Genomic DNA, 19,197 nt, shown 5'->3' on the forward strand with positions numbered 1-19,197 from the left:
ATGCGTACTCTTATAAGATTTGTAGATAAGCTGCTAGCAGGCACTTTGATCTTGGCTATGCTGGGGATTCTATTAGCAGTAGTTTGGCAGGTTATTTCACGATATTTGTTAAAGGATCCAGCATCGGTTACCGAAGAATTATCTCGATTTATTTTAATTTGGGTTGGAATTTTAGGAGCAGCTTACGCGTACAGACAAAAATCTCATTTGGGATTCAACTTATTGGTGCAAAAACTTTCCCCAAAAAGTCAGCAAATCATGTTAACGATAGTTGAGTTGTTAGTCATCCTATTTAGTACTTTTGTCTTGATGTTAGGCGGAAAAGAGCTTGTTGTTATTACTTTGGAACTGGACCAAATTTCAGCTTCGTTAGGTGTGAAGATGGGATTGATTTATACCGTTTTACCTATCACAGGCGTTTTGTTTGTTTTGTATAGCATTATCAATATTTATAACCTGTGGATAGCTGATTCTAAGGAGTCTTTGTAATGGAAATGACTGCAATCGTACTAATTGTCGGATTTTTTGTATTTTTATTAATGAATGTTCCTGTGTCTATTAGCATTGGTTTAGCGACGATGATCGTCATTGTTATGAACATTGATTTAATTCCAGCTGTTACCACTGTTGCCCAGCGAATGGCAGGAGGTATTAATAGTTTTGCATTGTTAGCGATTCCATTTTTCGTTTTATCTGGGCTGATTATGGGGCGAGGAGGAATTGCAAAACGATTAATTGAGTGCGCCATGGCATTAATTGGAGCACTTCCTGGTGGACTTGCTTTAGTTAATGTCGTGTCATGCATGTTATTTGGTGCGATTTCTGGCTCTGCCGTTGCTGCTACTTCTGCAATAGGTAGTTTTATGCTCCCGGAGATGAAGAAAGCTGGATACGATCCCAATTTTAGTGCTGCTTTAACAGCAGCCGCATCAACTACTGGAATGCTAATTCCACCCAGTAATATTTTAATTGTTTATGCTATAGCTAGTGGTGGCGTTTCTATAGCTGCTTTATTCATGGCGGGTTATTTGCCTGGGTTAATGGTGGGATTAGCCTTAATGCTAGTGTGTTTCATTGTTGCTAAAATTAATAATTATCCACTTTCAGCTCGACTACCATTAGCTATTGTTTTCAAAAAGGTACTCGCCGCAATTCCAAGTTTGTTTTTAATTGTGTTGGTCATAGGTGGGATCGTCGGAGGTATATTTACAGCCACTGAAGCTGGCGCAATTGCAGTGGTATATGCATTAATTTTGTCGGTTGGCTTTTATGGCGAAGTGAAACTAAAACAACTACCCGAAATTTTCTTAAAATCTGCTGAAACAACATCTATAGTCATGTTATTAATTGCTGCTTCCACCGCAATGTCTTGGGTGCTGTCTATCGAAAGTATTCCCCAAACAATGAGTCAATTTATGCTAGGTTTGAGTGACAACCCTATCGTTATTTTGTTGCTGATTAATTTGTTTTTAATTGTTGTTGGCGCTTTTTTGGATATGACACCGGCCGTGCTCATTTTTACGCCTATATTTCTACCGGTGGCAGAGCAGTTGGGTATGTCGCCTCTACAATTTGGAATTATGATTGTCCTAAATCTATCTATAGGATTATGTTCGCCGCCAGTAGGTGCTGTCTTGTTTATTACCTGTGCTATCGCCAAAACAAAACTCGAAGCTATTATTAGGCCTTTAATTCCGCTTTATGTCGCTATGTTTGTGGTATTAATGTTAGTGACTTATGTACCCTGGATAAGCGAAGCAATTCCAGCGTGGTTAGGTTTTTAATCGCAATCTGTCGATTTATGTTTTGGACTTTATGTCGGCAGTAGTTAACGAGTTATTGTTCTATCTAGCAAAATGCGTAATTTTATTTGGTTTATTAAAGTCAAAGAGATAGACTTCGAGGCTCGAACCGAATAGCTAATGTATATAACAAGAAGAAGAACAGGTGAATATAGTAAAGGATAAACGCCCTACAATTAATGATGTTGCAAGAATATCTGGCGTATCTAAACGGACTGTATCGCGAGTTATCAATGGCGCTGCAAACGTAGGTGAGGCAACTCGAAAAAAAATTGAAGCCGTTATTCAGGAGTTGAATTTTTCTCCTGACAAACAGGCTAGGGGTTTGGCAGCTAGTCGATCTTTTTTATTAGGGTTAATTTATGATAACCCTGACGCTCTGTACATCGACCAAGTACAGCGGGGCGTGTTGGATATATGTTCTGCAAAAGGTTATGAGTTAGTAGTACACCCTTGTACCTACAAAAGCGATGACTTTATCAACAACTGTATCAAGTTCGTGAAGCGCTCTAATATCGATGGTGTCGTGATACTTCCCCCTGTTTCTGAATCGCGAGAGTTGGCTACTTCATTTCAAGAAAACCACATTAAATATGTGCGCATTGCTTCTTTAGATTTGGATGATCATGCAAATATTGTGGTTTCCGATGATAGGGCTGCTTTAAGTGACTTAGCACGTTATATTGTTTCACTTGGACATCAAAATATAGCCATAATTAGTGGGCCGAAATCATATTTTTCGTCTAAAGAACGATTAGAAGGATTCTGTGATACCTTGAAGCAACTGGGCAAAAAAGTACCAGAAGAGCGTATTATTGAAGGTAAAAACACCTACGAAAGTGGAATTGATTGTGCCCGTCAGTTATTGATACAGACTCCGAGACCTCAATTTATTTTTGCTAATAATGACGAAATGGCAGCAGGCGTTCTTAAAGTAGCGCATGAATTGGGAATTTTAGTTCCTGAGCAATTATCCATTGCCGGGTTTGATGACAACTTATTGGCATCGCGAATCATTCCGTCATTAACGACAATTCAAAGACCCGTTTCAGCAATGGCATCTTTAGCAGCTACAAAAATAATAGCCATGATAGAAGGCAACGAATACAACGTTGAAGAGCAATACTTGGTTAAACCTCACCTGATCATTCGTGAATCCACCCGTAAAATAGATAAATAGTTATCTAATAGTTGCTTATAACTTTATTTTGACATAATATGCCACCGGTGGCACAAGTGGATCGCGACAGTTTAATACTCTCTTGTGCTAAATATTTTAACTCTTTTGTAAATCTTGTAGGTAGGTAAGCTATGCACAACCAATCACAAATTATCCGTGTTCATCCGAATGATAATGTTGGTGTGACTACACAAGAGTTATTGGCTGGATATAGTGATGGTGGAGTAGGGGTTACCTTATCAAATGATATTCCCGCTGGTCATAAAGTAGCGTTAACAAAAATAGCTTCTGGCGCATCAGTAATAAAATACGGGTTTCCTATTGGTTATGCTACTCAGGACATTAACACTGGTGAACATGTTCACAGTCACAATTTAAAAACTGCGTTAAAAGGTGGTGCAACATATCAATACTCTCCTGTTGCAGACTCATCCAACGTCATCAACCAATCTACTGATACCTTTATGGGATACCGCCGCGAGAATGGCAAAGTGGGGATTCGAAACGAATTGTGGATTATCAATACAGTAGGCTGCGTTAATCGGACTGCTGAACGAATAGCCAGTGAAGCTGAAAAACGTTTTGCCAACCGCTGTGAAGGTTTTAGAGCGTTTACCCATCCATTTGGTTGTTCACAGCTCGGTGATGATCTTAAAGATACGCGCTCAATATTAGCAGCTTTAGCATCTCACCCTAATGCTGGAGCTGTGTTAATCGTGGGTTTAGGTTGTGAAAATAACCAACTATTCGCGTTGCTTGAACAAGTTGAAAAACCGGTAAAGCGCGTGGCTTATTTCAACTCGCAAGAAGTGGTTGATGAAATTGAAGAAGGCCTAAATCTAGTTACTGCTTTATTGGATGAGATGATAGATGACAAACGCGAGTCAATTCCGGCTAGTGAACTGATACTAGGTATGAAGTGTGGTGGGAGTGATGCCTTTAGCGGAATCACGGCTAATCCATTGGTAGGGCGAATGACTGATTTGCTTACCGCCATTGGTGGTAGTGTTATTTTAACCGAAACACCAGAGATGTTCGGTGCTGAACAAATGCTCATGAATCGCGCTAAAAACGAAGACGTATTTAAACAGATCGGCAAATTAGTAAACGATTTTAAACAGTATTTTATTGATCATAATCAACCCATTTATGAAAACCCGTCGCCAGGTAATAAAGCCGGTGGGTTAACCACGTTGGAAGAAAAGTCATTGGGCGCTGTGCAAAAAGGTGGCCAGGCTCGGGTCAATGACGTGTTGGATTATGGTCAACCGATCCGAGAAAAAGGATTGTCATTATTACAAGCTCCTGGCAACGATGCGGTCAGTTCGACGGCGTTAGCTGCCAGTGGTGCACATATTGTGTTATTTACAACTGGGCGCGGTACACCGCTCGGTTTCCCTGTCCCTACAGTCAAAATCTCATCCAATAGTCGATTAAAAGAGCAAAAACCACATTGGATAGATTTTAACGCAGGTCAAGTGTTGCAAGGCGTTGATATTGACGATTGTGCTACACAGTTGTACCAATTTTGTTTAAGTACTGCGTCAGGAGAGGCTACCTGTAACGAAAAGAATGGTAGTCACGAAATCGCTATATGGAAGCGCGGTGTCACTTTATAAGAAGAGATTGATATGAAACCAATACATTTGCATGACGATAGGTTATTCCCAGTAGACGAAAAAACACGAGGCATCGCACGAGCTTTGTATCAATCGGTACGTAATTTACCCATTATCAGTCCCCATGGTCATACTGATCCTCGCTGGTTTGCGTACGATAATAATTTTGGCAATGCCACTGAATTATTGATTATTCCTGACCATTACGTATTTAGAATGCTATATAGCCAGGGGATTTCGCTCGAATCTCTGGGTATTCCACGATGGGATGGCGGGAGTACTGAATCTGATCCGGAAAAAATATGGCGAATTTTTGCAGATAATTATCATTTGTTCGCAGCTACACCTTCCCGTTTATGGCTGGATACGGTTTTTAAGCAAGTATTTGGTTTAAGCGACATGTTATGTGCTGACAATGCTATGGCCTACTACAAACATATAACTAGTGAATTAGCCAAGCCAACTTATAAACCTAGAGCTTTAATGAACAGGTTTAATATCGAGCTAATTGCAACAACTGAAGGGGCATTAGATCCATTAACTCATCACGCTGAGATTCAGGGAACAGAATGGGAAAAGCGAGTTATTACTACGTTTCGTCCTGATGATGTAATCGATGCTTCCAGAGAAGATTTTAAACAAAATGTCGTAAAATTAGGGGAGTTAACCCAGCAAGACACGCAAAGCTGGCAAGGATATCTTACTGCGTTACGCCAACGTCGTGAAGTCTTTCGGCGTCATGGAGCTACTGCTACAGATCATGGTCATCCAACCGCGGCAACCGCAAATCTAACCGTTTCTGAGTGCGAAAAACTATTTGATAAATGTATAAGTGGTCAAAGTACTGAGCAAGAGCAAGAATTATTCAGAGCGCAAATGTTAACGGAAATGGCAGGCATGAGTATTGAAGACGGAATGGTCATGCAAATTCATCCTGGTTCATTTCGAAACCACAATGCTTCACTTTTTAATAAATTTGGACGTGACAAGGGAGCTGATATTCCTCAACAAACTGATTACGTAAACGCTTTGAAGCCACTCTTGGACAAGTATGGTAGCGATCCTAAATTGAATATTATTTTATTTACCTTAGATGAAACCGTATACGCCCGTGAACTTGCTCCATTGGCTGGTCATTATCCTTCGTTAAAACTAGGCCCGGCTTGGTGGTTCCACGACAGTCCAGAAGGTATGTTACGTTTTCGACATCAAGTCACTGAGACTGCTGGTTTTTTCAATACAGTTGGCTTTAATGATGACACTCGAGCATTTTTGTCAATTCCTGCCAGACATGATGTGGCGCGCAGAATCGATTGTCGTTATTTAGCTTCTCTCGTCTGTGAACATCGATTAAGTGAAAATGAGGCAACTGATCTAGCTCAAGATTTAACTTATAACTTGGCTAAAAAAGCCTATAAATTAGAAGGTTATTAGAATGTCAGGACTAAACCGACATACGCTAAGTGAGTTGCCCCGAGATGTGCTTAAACCGCAATACGATTTAAACAGCACGCAGCGAGGTATTGTACATTTAGGTCCTGGTGCTTTTCATCGAGCTCATCAAGCGGTATACACAGATTTAGCCATGTCAGCTGAAGGTGGAAACTGGAAAATTGACGGGGTATCGTTACGCAGTAAAGACCTTCGCGATAATATTAAAGCTCAAGATAATTTGTATTCTTTAATGGTGCTTGATGATTCACCTTACGTGCAAGTTATTGGGGCATTCAATCAAATTTTTGTACTAGGTGAACAACGTCATCAAGTTATGGAAGCATTAACTGATGCCTCTACCCATATCATTTCGCTTACCGTGACAGAAAAAGGTTATTGTCTGAATAATAAAGGAGAATTAGATTGGCAAAATCCTGATATCAAACATGACTTAGCCCATCGTGACATACCTAAATCATCTATTGGACTTTTAGTCGCAGCGCTGGAAGCGCGATTTATTCAAAATAAAGCAGAGTTAACCATTATTAGCTGTGATAATTTATCAGACAATGGTGATAAGTTAGCAAATGCAGTAATAACATTCGCAAACGAAATTTCACAAAACCTTGCTAATTGGATAAAGGAAAATATCTGCTTTCCTAATACTATGGTAGATAGTATTACCCCAGCAACTGATGATGCGCTTAAAGAACAAACTAAGTTGAAAATAAGCGTCAATGATGCCTGGCCCATTCAGCGAGAATCCTTTACTCAGTGGGTTGTCGAAGATAAATTTAGTGGCCCTCGGCCAGCATGGGACAAAGTTGGTGTAACCTTTACTGATGATGTGCACATTTACGAAAAAGCCAAGCTCCGTATTTTAAATGGTACTCATTCAACACTGGCATATATCGGTAGTTTAGTCGATTTGGAAACCGTTTATGAGGCGATCAGTATTAGTGAGTTTGAGCAATTCATCCGACAATTATTGAGTCAGGAGATTTTACCTTCAATTGATAATGCAACTGGAATGGATTTAGATGAATATGCAAATGACATCATAAAACGATATCACAATAAGCATATCCGCCACTTTTTAACGCAAATTGCTTGGGATGGCTCGCAGAAAATTCCATTTCGCATTTTGAATACCATAAGAGATAACATTAAGGCAGAACGGAGCATTGTTTTACTGTGTGTACCGATAGCAGCTTGGTGTTTATTCTTAGCTAAACGCACAAAAGAAGAACATGAAATCGTTGATCCGTTAGCCGAAGTGTTAACTGGGTTAGTGAAGAAAAATGTAGATTCACCGCTTAATTTAGTCGATGACATATTAGATTTAACTGCTGTATTCGCCGATCTATCTGCTAATCAAAAATTTAGAAATACGATAAAGCAACACGTCGTCACTTTGAATATGGTAAATAAATCAAATTTGGCAGGTTGTTTAACACAGCTCAAAGATGGTTTATAAACATTGAAATAGACTTCACTCAATTGTTTTTAGGTTAATAAATCGAATATGCGTTTAAATGATCTTAACGGTAAATAGTAATTGCGAATGAACGGTGAGAAGCACTCGCGTATAGTGTTATTCGGCGAGTGCATGGTTGAGTTAGCTACACAGTCAGCAATAACCCTAGAGAGAAGCTTTGCTGGCGATACTTATAACACCGCAGTATATTTAAAGCGATGTTCACCAATGCTGTCTGTAAGCTATTTTACTGCGATTGGTGATGATTTTTTAAGTAATGAATTATTATTTAAGATGGGAGACGAGCAAATTAACACGGATTACGTGTTTCGATGTAATCAGCATAATTTAGGTTTATACCTTGTTAAGAGGGATCAATATGGTGAGCGAACGTTCGCTTATTGGCGAGATAATTCCGCGGCAACCCAAACGTTCAACGCTTATAAAGGCCAATCCATTCACGCAAACTACTTTTATTTTAGTGGCATATCGTTAGGAATTTTAGACGACGAACAACGTCAAAAACTATTTAAACTTCTTGAACAACTGAAGTGTAGTGGCACATCAATCGTGTTTGACCCAAATTATCGTCAAAAATTATGGCAGGATAGGGCGCAAGCTCAGTTTTGGACAGACAAAAGTTATGCCATATCAGATATCGTTTTCCCCGGAAGCGAAGATCATTTAGCACTGTACGATCATGTTGATACCGAGCAGATTCTATCTCATCTATCTACATTTGATATCCGCGAAATAGTGATTAAAAATGGCGCGAATGGTGTAAATATATTTTATGCTAATGAACGGTTTATAGTGCCTACTGTGCGAGTTAACAATATTGTCGATACAACTGCTGCAGGCGATGCTTTTAATGCTGGCTACTTAGCATGCAGAATTAATGGTGGCTCAATTATTGTTGCCACCAACTATGCAGCCAAGGTTGCAGCAGTTGTAATCGGTTGCCCTGGGGCAATTATTGATTCCTCTCAATTCAAACAGCTTGTTCATGCTTATAATGGAAATTGACGTTCCAATTGCTGTCATTTAATTCAATAGGTTCTAAAGCGTTTCTCGATACACATAATTAAATAAAGGGTGTTTTTTTGATTTCAGTTCTAGCACAAAAAGTTGGGCGATTTTCGATGCACCAATAACGTTTAAGTGGGTATTGTCGATTTTCCCGTCAGGATAGCGAGTGTACAGTCCTGCGGGCACTTGTATAAAGTACTGTTGGCTTTGCTGTTCACCAATTTTTGCTAGAAACTGACAGCTAATTTGGTTTAAGTCGAAAAACACAATATCTTCTTCTAGTGCGACTTTCTTTGCGGCTTGCGCATAATCAATAAGCTTACGTTCGAGTTCGCCATTTTCGTTGAAATGCCGACGACAAATTGAGCTTGCAATCAAAGGTATTGCTCCTTTGCTTTTTACGTCTTGTATATATCTGTGTAAAAAAGCAGGGTAATCTTCTTCTACAGATGCATACCTTTTTGGATCTTCCACTTTTTGATCGTTATGACCAAACTGTATTAAAACATAGTCATCTATGTGTAACTCTGATAAAACCACACTCCAGCGGCCTTCATCGATAAATCTCCTTGTACTCCTACCATTTGCCGCATGATTTTTTATTGATAATTTGCGGTTAAAAAACTGCGGTAATAACTGACCCCAGCCTCGCTCAGGAAACGCTGAATTTGGTTTGTTTGACATAGTTGAATCGCCTACCAAATGCAAAGTAAGCTGATTATTTGGCAGACTAAAAGCGGTATTGCTTAATCCCCAACATACAAATATAACTATTAATTTTCTCATAGAAATGGTCCATATCTTTTTGTTTTTAAAGTGTAATTTAAATACTGATTAATAGGACTGCGATTACAAAACATATTAATCTGTAATAATTTTGTTAAAAGAAAAGTTAATTAGTTGTTGACAACATGTGATCCAAAAACTAGTCTTATAACAAGTGTGCCACCGGTGGCATTATAGCGTGCTAAAAATAAAAGCGGGTTCTTTTTTCGTTTTATTCAACGAAAGATGAATGAAAAATAAGCTAGTTCTCTACATACAACAACTTAGAAATTTAATTTTTACTTGGGACAACACTATGGAAACGAAAATGTTTAAAGTTAATAAACTGTTAGGTTCATTACTATTAGCTGGTGGATTGTGTAGCAGTTTTACTGCTTTAGCTCAACAAAGTGGGCAGAGCAACGAAGCCGATAAAGATGTCGAAGTCATTGAAGTAAAAGGGTTTCGTGGTTCTCTAAATAGAGCCTTGTTTGACAAACGTTATTCTACCAACGCTAAAGAAACTATTTTAGCTGAAGATATAGGTAAGTTCCCAGATTTAAATATTGCAGAGTCATTGCAGCGAATTCCTGGTGTTGCTATTTCAAGAGAAGGGGGGGAAGGTAGACAAATAACCTTGCGTGGTTTAGGACCATCTTTTACTCGAACTACGTTAAATGGCATGGAAGTGCCAGCAAGTACCGACGGTACGGACTCAGGAGGTGGTGTTAATGGCGGACGTGCTTTCGACTTTAATGTATTTGCTTCTGAATTGTTTAATCGTGTAGATATTCAAAAAACGTCTACGGCTTCTATGGAAGAAGGCGGTATTGCTGGAACCGTAGATTTATATTCTGCAAAACCGATGGACAACCCCGGGTTCCATGTGGCTGCATCTGGACAACTCGGCTATAACGATGTAACAGAAAAATCTGACCCTCGTCTTGCGCTAATGATTAGCAATACCTTCGCGGATGATACCCTTGGCGTTTTGTTGTCTGTAGCTAGTTCAAAGCGAACTGTGCGCCAAGAGGGGTTCGGAACAGTTCGTTGGACGACTCCCGTGTTAGACGGTGGTGGTCTTTTTGCTGATACGTCTGATACCGTCGTCACTGGTTCAGCTAATGGTAGCTGTCAGGATGATAACGTAGACGTGAATCCAATTAACTGTTTGTGGACTCCACGTCTTCCTCGTCCAGATTTTTTTGGGAATGAGCAAGATCGCTTGGGAGTTACTGGATCATTTCAATATGCACCAAATGAAGATGTGCTAATTACGTTGGACACACTGCACTCTACCTTAGATAACGAACGTACGATGTATAATTTTTTCGAAATGTTTCGTAGTACATTTGACGAACTTACTCCTACCGCAATTACAGTGCACCCAAATGGAAAGCAAGTACTGGCAGGAACCTACGATGGAATTAAATCAAGAATAGAAAGTCGTCAGCAAATTTCCACCACTGATTTCAGTCAATATGTATTGTCAGGCGCTTTTAATCTAAATGATTCGACTAAAATCAATGCGATGTTTGGAACTGCAGAGTCTGATGCGCGTTCTGAGCAATACCGTTACAATATGACTAATAATACTGCCCATACTTTTAGTTTCGATTTTTCTAATAATGCAAACTCGCCTGCGTTAGATTATGGTTACGATATAAATGACGAAAGTATGTACGATTTAAGCGACGGCCGCCTTCGTGCAACTGATGTGGGAAGAAATAACGATACAGCTAAACTAGATTTAATTTACGATGGAGAAACTCTAAAGTTTAAAACTGGACTTGCTTACAATGATCGTAGCGTTGAATACAGTGAAGAACAAATAAATGGTTTCCCAGATCAAGCTTCCGCAGTTGGCTTTACAGAATTACTACCTTACGACGACTTTGGCAGTGGTTTCGACGGTGAGTTACCACGTTTTATTGTTGCTGATTTTAGCGCAATAAATTCACAACTTTTAGATAAAACCTGGACGCCTCGTAGTGCTCAAAGCTGGAAAGTCCAAGAAGAAACTTTAGCTGCGTATCTAGAGTTAAATTCCTCTCATGAAATTGGTGATATGGAATTAAATACCAATTTTGGTATGCGATACGTAGAAACAGAAACTACCTCTAGCGGGTTTATTCAAGCTGATACCGTTAGTATTACAAACGATTATAAAAATTTCTTACCTGCAATGAACTTAGCTTTGACAGCAACTGATGAAATCGTTGTTCGGTTAGGAATGTCAAAAACGATGACTCGTCCGAGTTTAAGTTCACTCAATCCTGGTAATCCGTCATTCTCATATATCAATGGTACGGTAAGTGCGGGTAACCCATTTTTGGACCCTTTTACCTCCAACAACGTAGATTTGGGGCTTGAATGGTATTTCGCTGAAGAATCATTGTTAGCGGCAAATATTTTCTATAAGGATATTGAGACTTTTATTACCAGCTCAAGTGAGGAAAGGTTAGTGGATCCAGCTTATTTACCGTTTATAGATGCTGATCCACAATATGACCCTCAAATTGCCTTAGACCCTAGAACCGTTCCCTATATTCACAACGTGCCTGTAAATGGGGAAGGTACAACGGTAAATGGCCTTGAGTTAATTTATCAACAACCATTGAATTTCCTACCTGCACCATTTGACGGTCTAGGTATCGTTGCTAACTATACCCGAGTGTCATCTGGTGAAATAACTGGGTTATCGGAAAATTCCTATAATGCAACCTTGTATTACGAGCGTGATGACTATGGAGTAAGAGTTTCAATGAATAAGCGCGATGACTATATTACTGACTACAGTGGCAGTAATGGCAACGCCCAACACGCAACAACTGGCCCTCAACACGTCGATATGTCGGCTTTTTACAATGTAAATGAAAATCTTACGGTTACATTTGAAGCGATTAATCTCACCGATGAATATGAGCGCTTATATACTACAGGTGATGGTACCTTGAATTTAATGCGAGAATACAATCACACTGGTAGACAGTTCTTCTTTGGCGTACGTTACGTACAATAATGCTTTAGTGTAATTGGTATAAATTGACCGCCTTTTATTAGGCGGTTTTTTTAACTTACATTTATCACTGATTTATTAGGTTTATATTTATAAAATCAAATGTTCAAAAATGGTATTCCGTGAATTTAATAAAGCGGCTTTATCTTGACAATGTAAAGTGCTTTAGAGAATATGTTTAGAGTTATGTGCTACCGGTGGCATGATGTGTTAATAATGTTAGATATGGGGTTATACATGAAGAGAATTTACCTGTTCGTAGCGGCACTCACAGTGGTGATTTTGGCTGGTTGTAGCCATACGACAAATGCATCGACCAAATCAGATAAAGTTTTGAGTAATACAGCCCCTTGGTCAATCCGTATGGCGGAATCAGAAATGCAACGATTCCCAGAAGCTTATATGATCGATTGGCGAACGGAGCTTAAATGGGACTATGTACATGGTCTTAATTTACTGGCATTTTCAAAGTTGTATCTAAAGACCAAAGATCAGCGTTACTTCGATTATGTTAAAGGTTATTACGATTCTTTGGTTTCAGAACAGGGTGAAATCAAAACTTACGACATCAAAAAATACAATATCGATATGATAAACCCAGGGAAAGTTTTATATTTTTTATATGATCAAACTGGAGATACTCGATATATAAAAGCGGCAGATACTTTACGCTCGCAGTTAAACGATCATCCTCGCACTAGTGAAGGTGGATTCTGGCATAAAAAACGTTATCCCTCTCAAATGTGGTTAGATGGCTTGTATATGGGGGCGCCGTTTTACGCCGAATACATTATGCGCTACGGTAAACCTGATGAGTTGAATGACGTGTATTTGCAATTCGAATTGATCGAAAAACACTTATACAGTGCTGACACTGGCTTGCCTAGACATGGCTGGGATGAGTCAAGAGAACAACGTTGGGCAGATAAAGAGACAGGTTTGTCTATGCATCATTGGTCTCGAGCGTTAGGGTGGTATGCAATGGCAATTGTGGACGTTTTAGAAATCACCCCTGCTCAAAATGCCAAACATCAGTGGTTGAGTGAGCGATTTAAAAACTTTGTTGATCACGTGGTGAAATACCAAGATGAAACCGGTAACTGGTATCAGGTAACTGATCTGGGAGATAGGGAAGGGAACTACTTAGAAGGTTCTTCTACCGCCATGTTAACGTATGCGATAGCAAAAGGGGTCAATCTCGGCGTGCTGCCAGAATCTTATCGAGCCACCGCAGAAAAAGGCTTCGCAGGCATGTTAGATCAACTTGTGAGCGTCTCGCCAGAAAACAATTTGGTTAATTTAGACCAAGTTTGTGCAGTTGCAGGTTTAGGGGGGAATCCTTATCGTGATGGTTCGTTTGACTACTATATTGGCGAAACAATTAAGTCCAATGATCCCAAAGGTGTCGGTCCCTTTATCATGGCCGCGTTGGAATTAAATAAATGATCCCTTGCTCTGCCGGCATAGCCACATTGAGTCTAACCTTGTGTGTTATGTTGGCAGGGGGTCAACAGCGAACTACCACACAAACTGTATCGTCTGCTGCTCCAGAGTTTTTGTGGCAGAGTAATGTAGCTAATGAGCTCTATCAAAATCCGATTTTACCGTTGGATTATTCAGATCCAGATGTGGTGGCGGTAGGACAGGATTATTACATGACTGCATCGAGTTTTAATGCGGCCCCTGGGTTACCGATTCTGCATTCTACTGATTTAGTTAACTGGCAACTTATTAATTATGCCTTACCGCAACAATTTCCTGTAACCCACTTTGCAACGCCACAACATGGCAATGGTGTATGGGCACCTAATATACGATTTCACGACGGCCTTTTTTGGATTTTCTACCCCGACCCGGATTTTGGCATTTATGTCACTACCGCTAAAGATCCAAAAGGAGATTGGAGTGAACCTAAGCTAATTCTAGCCGGTAAGGGGTTAATTGATCCTACACCACTGTGGGATGACGATGGACAAGCTTGGTTGTTGCATGCCTGGGCAAAGAGTCGGGCAGGATTTAATAATGTGTTAAGCCTGAGAAAAATGGCCAGTGACGCCAGTAGGGTCAGCGAGCAATATGAACATGTAATTGATGGCAATCAATTGCCCGGTTATCGCACACTAGAGGGGCCAAAATTTTACAAACGTCATGGATATTATTACATATTTGCGCCAGCCGGCGGTGTAGAAACTGGTTGGCAAAGTGTTTTTCGCGCTAAACAGATCCAAGGGCCGTACGAGCATAGACAGGTATTACATCAAGGGAATACCTTGATTAATGGCCCACATCAAGGTGCCTGGGTGCACACCAGTGAAAATGAAGATTGGTTTATCCATTTTCAGTCCCGTAAGGCGTTCGGGCGTATTGTGCATTTACAACCTATGACATGGAAAAACCACTGGCCCGTTATTGGGTTTACGCCATCGCAAGACGTGGTCGGTGAGCCTGTGTACCGGTATCGCAAGCCTAAAACACGGATTCTAGGCATTCCGTTTCCGCAGCCAAGCAGTGATGAATTTAATCAAAAAACCTTAGGGTTACAATGGCAGTGGAACGCAAACTCACAGCCACACTGGTATCAACTCGAACCACAAAATAGCACGCTAACCTTGTTTGGGCAGCCACGCATCGACAATACTGGTAAAAACCTGTGGATGACCCCCTCGTTGTTATTGCAAAAAAATCCGGCTCTTAATTACGAAGTTATAACTCAAATTGATTTGAACCGTTCCAGTGATAATGCCAAGGGAGGATTATTGCTGTTTGGTGAAGACTACGCATGGATCGGCATTCATCCTGTGCAAGGCAAATCTCACCTTGTATATGTGCAATGTAAAGGAGCTCGGGTAGGGTGTGATGAACATCTTCAAGATTATGGAGAAATAAACAGCGGAGCACTTGAGTTGCGATATATTATGAATTCTGATGCCACGGTTATATTTAGTTATCGCACCTCGCCCAATGATTCATTTACAGTAATAGGTGAACAATTTAAAGCCGTGCGGGGCCGCTGGGTCGGGGCTAAGGTTGGTTTATTTAATGTTTTAGAGCAAAGCTCTGGCAATTCCCAGTTGGTGTTTGATTATATTCGATTTCTTCCCCAACCCAGAGATCGGTAAAAATGAATAGCAAGCTAACTTTTGTCGTAATGACGATTTTATTGAGTACCCGTTTGTTTTCAGCTCAAGCACAAGACATTTTGGTTGATGATAGTTACACGCCGTCCCAGCGATATGACAAAAACATAGTGAAATTTCCTGAACTTAAGTGGCCTCAGTTGGAATTTATCGAAGGTCAGCGCATTGTATTTGAACAACGCTATAAACGTATTGGCAGACGAGAATTACATCTAGATATATTCTTGCCTGCCGAAGCACGCTCATCAAACCAAACTATCATGCTGGTTCACGGTGGAGGTTGGCGTTCTGGCAATAAATCCCATTTATACCCCATAGCCAATTTGCTCTCACAACGTGGTTACGTGGTGGTATTACCTGAATATCGGTTATCTATTGAAGCGACTTATCCAGCCGGGTTAGTTGACCTTAATGATGCACGACTATGGTTAGCTGAACACGCCAAGGAGTTTGCAATTGACCCGGATAAAATCGCTATTGGCGGGGCCTCATCCGGGGGGCAAATGGCGACACTGTTAGCCAACACTGGCAATCATATTTGGTTTAAAGGTGATCAAAAAAATGCAAAAAGCGATTTCAATCTGGTTGTTAATTTAGACGGAGTATTGGACTTTACCGATCCCCTTGCTATTGAATATGAAAATAAACTGGGGGCTGAGTCGGCAGCCGGACTTTGGTTTGGCGGCGCAATGAAAGACACATTGGAAAAGTGGCAACAAGCCTCTGCCGCCAGGCATATTCACGCGCATTCGCCGCCTATGTTAATTGTGAGTAGTGGCCAAAAACGATTTACTGCAGGGCAAGAAATTGTACGTAAGCAGCTCACAGAATTTAGTATTGATAACCAATATTATGAATTTGACACAATCCTCCACTCGTTCTGGCTGTTCGAACCTTATCTTAGCCAGACCGTGCAGCTAATTGATAACTTTTTCAGTAAACAGAATTTATAGGAATAAAAAGATGAATAGGCAGTTTGAGAGACGAGATATATTAAAACTAATAGGCTGCAGCGCGGCTTCAGTGGGTTTGTTCAATTTAGCTGGATGTCAACAAACCCTTTCAGACTCTAAATCGTTTGCCTGGAGTAGCGAAGCGCAGCAAATCAAAGCGCGCATTAAAGCACCGGAGTTTCCAGAATTAACTAAAAGCATCAAAGATTTTGGAGCTAAACCGGGCAAACAGAATGACAGTTCGATGGCCATACGAGCGGCGATCGCGGATGTTGCGTCAGCGGGAGGTGGTACAGTATTAGTGCCTGCTGGCGAATTTTATACTGGTCCTGTGCATTTGGAGTCCAACATCAATTTGCATATTGCACAAGGGGCGGTATTGCATTTTTATCCTGAGCCAGAGCGTTATAAACCTTATGTTTTTACCCGTTGGGAAGGCACTGAATTGATGGGATTATCACCGCTCATTTATGCTTTTGAAAAAACTAACGTAGCCGTTACTGGAAAAGGTATTCTGGAAGGTGGAGGCAGTCATACTCACTGGTGGCCCTGGAAAGGGAAATGGAAAGAAGCCGAGTGGGGTGATCATCCTGTTGAAAATCAGAAGTTTACTCGTGATCCACTGCGTGAAATGGCGGAAAACGAAGTTCCGGTGGCTCAACGGGTATTTGACGATAATTATTTGCGTCCTCCTTTTATTCAACCAATACGATGCAAAAATGTATTGATAGAAGGTGTTACTATCAAAAATTCGCCATTTTGGTTGGTTAATCCAGTTTTATGTGAAAATGTGACTGTACAGGGAATACACTGTGAGAGTTACGGTCCTAATTCTGATGGTTGTGATCCAGAAGCCTGCAAAGACGTGCTTATTCAAAATTGCATTTTTGATACCGGTGATGATTGCATTGCGATTAAATCTGGGCGTAATGCCGATGGTCGCAGAGTCGGTGTTGCCAGCGAAAATATCTTAATTGAAAATTGTCAAATGAAAGCTGGTCATGGGGGTGTTGTGATTGGTAGTGAGATTTCGGGTGGGGTACGTAATTTGTATGTGGATAATTGCGAAATGAGTAGTCCTGATTTGGATCGAGGAATTCGCATCAAAACCAATTCAATTCGTGGTGGCCATCTTAAAAACCTCAATTATCGCAATATAAACATTGGTCAGGTTAAAGACGCTATTGTGATTAATTTCTACTACGAAGAGGGGGATGTAGGAAAATTTACGCCTGTGTTAGAAGACATTCGTATTGAAAATCTTTGGGTAGAACACGCGACAAGGGCATTTTCATTGCGCGGCTATCCCCATACGCCGATTACAGGTGTTACGCTGAAAAACCTGACTTTTGTTAAGGTTGATAAAGACCCCATAATCGAAAATGTGGCTAATATTAAACAAAGCGGAATTAGTGTTAATGGGAAGTTCGTGAAGATTTAGTGCGTTTTTTATGCCGCTTTTATGTTTTAACAGGTTATCCAGTCACGTTTACTAAACTGGATAGCCCCGACGTAGAACTGGATAGCCCCGACGTAGCACTGGGCATGGTAACGCTGATCTAAACGCCGTTGATACATATTTCGCTGATGTGAGCTTTGCAAATAGTTTTGACCAACCGGCCAATGGAAAACTGGCTGAAATTGCTCCCCCTATACGCGCAACCATACAGGCTGTAGCGGTAACATAATGTGACTGGATAGTATTGAAGAGCAACTAGCGTTGCTCAGTGCTGAACCAAGTATGCTCTAGCTTAAGGGTTAAAATGAAATCTATTACATTTTTCTTATTTGCGCTTTTTCCGATGTTTATTGGAGCTCAGGGATACCAAACTCAGTTTACGGTTGCCAAAGATGGCAGCGGTGATTTTACCCGTATTCAAGATGCCATTTATGCCACCAAAACCTATCCGTGGACGGATATTACTATTTTTATTAAAAATGGAATATATCAAGAAAAAGTTGAAATTTATGCTTGGAATACCCGGTTAAGATTGGTCGGTGAGAGTCGCGAAGGTACGGTGATTCGTTATGAAGATCATTTTAATAAAATAAATAAAGGTAGAAACAGTACATTTCATACCTTCACTTTACGGGTCCTAGGAAATGATTTTAGCGCTGAAAACCTAACCATTGAAAACACTGCAGGACCAGTGGGACAAGCCGTAGCTCTGCACGTAGAAGCCGATCGAGCACGCTTTTCGAATATTAGCCTAAAAGGGTTTCAGGATACCCTGTATGTGGCCGGTGAAGGGTTTCGAACTTATTTTCATCATTGTTATATTGAAGGCTCTACAGACTTTATTTTTGGTCAAGGTACGGCCGTTTTCGAGAACTGTGAAATTAAATCGTTAACCAACTCATTTATAACCGCCGCTTCTACGCCTCAAGACCAACCATTTGGATTAGTATTTAAACATTGCAAGCTAACGGCAGAAGCGGGGGTTAATGAGGTTTATCTTGGCCGCCCATGGCGACAATATGCTAAGACAGTATTTTTGGATTCGCAGATAGGCAAACATATTCATCCTGCTGGCTGGCATGACTGGGATAAAGCGTCTAACCACAGTACCGTCTTTTATGCTGAATACCAAAATAGTGGAGAAGGAGCTGACATGCGTCGCAGAGTTTCCTGGTCTCAGCAACTTTCCGCAGAGCAAGCTAAACAATATGCTACCGAAACCATTTTGCGTGGTTGGGATCCTGCAAATTAATCAATACTTTTTCAAACTGGTATTTTAGTCGCCCTTCAATTTTATTAAGCCACCTTTCGAAACCCCGTCAG

14 protein-coding genes are annotated in these 19,197 nt (G+C 40.5%); 13 read left to right on the plus strand and 1 reads right to left on the minus strand.

Annotated elements, in window-relative coordinates:
- The 7 genes from GLIP_RS08870 (at position 1) to GLIP_RS08900 (ending at position 8,538) form a co-directional block, all read left to right on the plus strand.
- On the plus strand, positions 1 to 489 hold the full coding sequence (locus tag GLIP_RS08870; protein ID WP_008844274.1) for a TRAP transporter small permease: 489 nt from the start codon (positions 1 to 3) through the stop codon (positions 487 to 489).
- The gene (locus GLIP_RS08875) at positions 489 to 1,784 is read left to right on the plus strand and encodes a TRAP transporter large permease (protein WP_008844275.1); all 1,296 of its coding nucleotides are present in this window, start codon (positions 489 to 491) and stop codon (positions 1,782 to 1,784) included. Before GLIP_RS08870 ends, GLIP_RS08875 begins: the two co-directional genes overlap by 1 nt.
- A gap of 163 nt (positions 1,785 to 1,947) precedes the next feature.
- On the plus strand, positions 1,948 to 2,982 hold the full coding sequence (locus GLIP_RS08880; protein WP_008844276.1) for a LacI family DNA-binding transcriptional regulator: 1,035 nt from the start codon (positions 1,948 to 1,950) through the stop codon (positions 2,980 to 2,982).
- A 131-nt stretch (positions 2,983 to 3,113) separates the two neighbouring features.
- Entirely contained in the window at positions 3,114 to 4,601 is a 1,488-nt protein-coding gene (locus tag GLIP_RS08885; RefSeq protein ID WP_008844277.1) for a UxaA family hydrolase, read from the plus strand.
- A 12-nt stretch (positions 4,602 to 4,613) separates the two neighbouring features.
- Entirely contained in the window at positions 4,614 to 6,035 is a 1,422-nt protein-coding gene (uxaC, locus tag GLIP_RS08890) for a glucuronate isomerase (RefSeq protein WP_008844278.1), read from the plus strand.
- Position 6,036: 1 nt separating this feature from the next.
- A complete protein-coding gene (locus tag GLIP_RS08895) occupies positions 6,037 to 7,512 on the plus strand; it encodes a mannitol dehydrogenase family protein (RefSeq protein ID WP_008844279.1) in 1,476 nt (491 codons plus the stop codon).
- An 87-nt stretch (positions 7,513 to 7,599) separates the two neighbouring features.
- Positions 7,600 to 8,538, plus strand: coding sequence for a sugar kinase (locus GLIP_RS08900; protein ID WP_040522485.1), 939 nt, complete (start codon positions 7,600 to 7,602; stop codon positions 8,536 to 8,538).
- Between the two features lie 33 nt (positions 8,539 to 8,571).
- On the opposite strand, the gene GLIP_RS08905 is transcribed toward GLIP_RS08900, so the two are convergent.
- Entirely contained in the window at positions 8,572 to 9,327 is a 756-nt protein-coding gene (locus tag GLIP_RS08905; RefSeq protein WP_008844281.1) for a rhamnogalacturonan acetylesterase, read from the minus strand.
- A gap of 307 nt (positions 9,328 to 9,634) precedes the next feature.
- Here GLIP_RS08905 and GLIP_RS08910 point away from each other — a divergent pair, with 307 nt between their 5' ends.
- The 6 genes from GLIP_RS08910 (at position 9,635) to GLIP_RS08935 (ending at position 19,126) form a co-directional block, all read left to right on the plus strand.
- A complete protein-coding gene (locus GLIP_RS08910; protein ID WP_008844282.1) occupies positions 9,635 to 12,328 on the plus strand; it encodes a TonB-dependent receptor in 2,694 nt (897 codons plus the stop codon).
- A 234-nt stretch (positions 12,329 to 12,562) separates the two neighbouring features.
- On the plus strand, positions 12,563 to 13,771 hold the full coding sequence (locus tag GLIP_RS08915; protein WP_153886306.1) for a glycoside hydrolase family 88/105 protein: 1,209 nt from the start codon (positions 12,563 to 12,565) through the stop codon (positions 13,769 to 13,771).
- Complete coding sequence (locus tag GLIP_RS08920; protein WP_008844284.1) at positions 13,768 to 15,444, plus strand: glycoside hydrolase family 43 protein; 1,677 nt, start codon at positions 13,768 to 13,770, stop codon at positions 15,442 to 15,444. The genes GLIP_RS08915 and GLIP_RS08920 overlap by 4 nt, the downstream gene beginning before the upstream one ends.
- A 2-nt stretch (positions 15,445 to 15,446) precedes the next feature.
- Entirely contained in the window at positions 15,447 to 16,415 is a 969-nt protein-coding gene (locus GLIP_RS08925) for an alpha/beta hydrolase (protein ID WP_008844285.1), read from the plus strand.
- Between the two features lie 10 nt (positions 16,416 to 16,425).
- Positions 16,426 to 17,856, plus strand: a complete 1,431-nt coding sequence (locus GLIP_RS08930; protein ID WP_008844286.1) for a glycoside hydrolase family 28 protein — start codon at positions 16,426 to 16,428, stop codon at positions 17,854 to 17,856.
- Between the two features lie 322 nt (positions 17,857 to 18,178).
- A complete protein-coding gene (locus tag GLIP_RS08935) occupies positions 18,179 to 19,126 on the plus strand; it encodes a pectinesterase family protein (protein WP_008844288.1) in 948 nt (315 codons plus the stop codon).
- Positions 19,127 to 19,197: the final 71 nt, after the last annotated feature.

The sequence above is a fragment of the Aliiglaciecola lipolytica E3 genome, assembly GCF_000314975.1.
Taxonomy (GTDB): Bacteria; Pseudomonadota; Gammaproteobacteria; order Enterobacterales; family Alteromonadaceae; genus Aliiglaciecola; species Aliiglaciecola lipolytica.

Coding starts and splice junctions, on each gene's coding strand:
- GLIP_RS08915 (WP_153886306.1), top strand. CDS start 12,563: ATGAAGAGAATTTACCTGTTCGTAGCGGCACTCACAGTGGTGATTTTG.
- GLIP_RS08870 (WP_008844274.1), top strand. CDS start 1: ATGCGTACTCTTATAAGATTTGTAGATAAGCTGCTAGCAGGCACTTTG.
- GLIP_RS08910 (WP_008844282.1), top strand. CDS start 9,635: ATGTTTAAAGTTAATAAACTGTTAGGTTCATTACTATTAGCTGGTGGA.
- GLIP_RS08935 (WP_008844288.1), top strand. CDS start 18,179: ATGAAATCTATTACATTTTTCTTATTTGCGCTTTTTCCGATGTTTATT.
- GLIP_RS08900 (WP_040522485.1), top strand. CDS start 7,600: ATGAACGGTGAGAAGCACTCGCGTATAGTGTTATTCGGCGAGTGCATG.
- GLIP_RS08925 (WP_008844285.1), top strand. CDS start 15,447: ATGAATAGCAAGCTAACTTTTGTCGTAATGACGATTTTATTGAGTACC.
- GLIP_RS08905 (WP_008844281.1), bottom strand. CDS start 9,327: ATGAGAAAATTAATAGTTATATTTGTATGTTGGGGATTAAGCAATACC.
- uxaC (WP_008844278.1), top strand. CDS start 4,614: ATGAAACCAATACATTTGCATGACGATAGGTTATTCCCAGTAGACGAA.
- GLIP_RS08920 (WP_008844284.1), top strand. CDS start 13,768: ATGATCCCTTGCTCTGCCGGCATAGCCACATTGAGTCTAACCTTGTGT.
- GLIP_RS08930 (WP_008844286.1), top strand. CDS start 16,426: ATGAATAGGCAGTTTGAGAGACGAGATATATTAAAACTAATAGGCTGC.
- GLIP_RS08885 (WP_008844277.1), top strand. CDS start 3,114: ATGCACAACCAATCACAAATTATCCGTGTTCATCCGAATGATAATGTT.
- GLIP_RS08875 (WP_008844275.1), top strand. CDS start 489: ATGGAAATGACTGCAATCGTACTAATTGTCGGATTTTTTGTATTTTTA.
- GLIP_RS08895 (WP_008844279.1), top strand. CDS start 6,037: ATGTCAGGACTAAACCGACATACGCTAAGTGAGTTGCCCCGAGATGTG.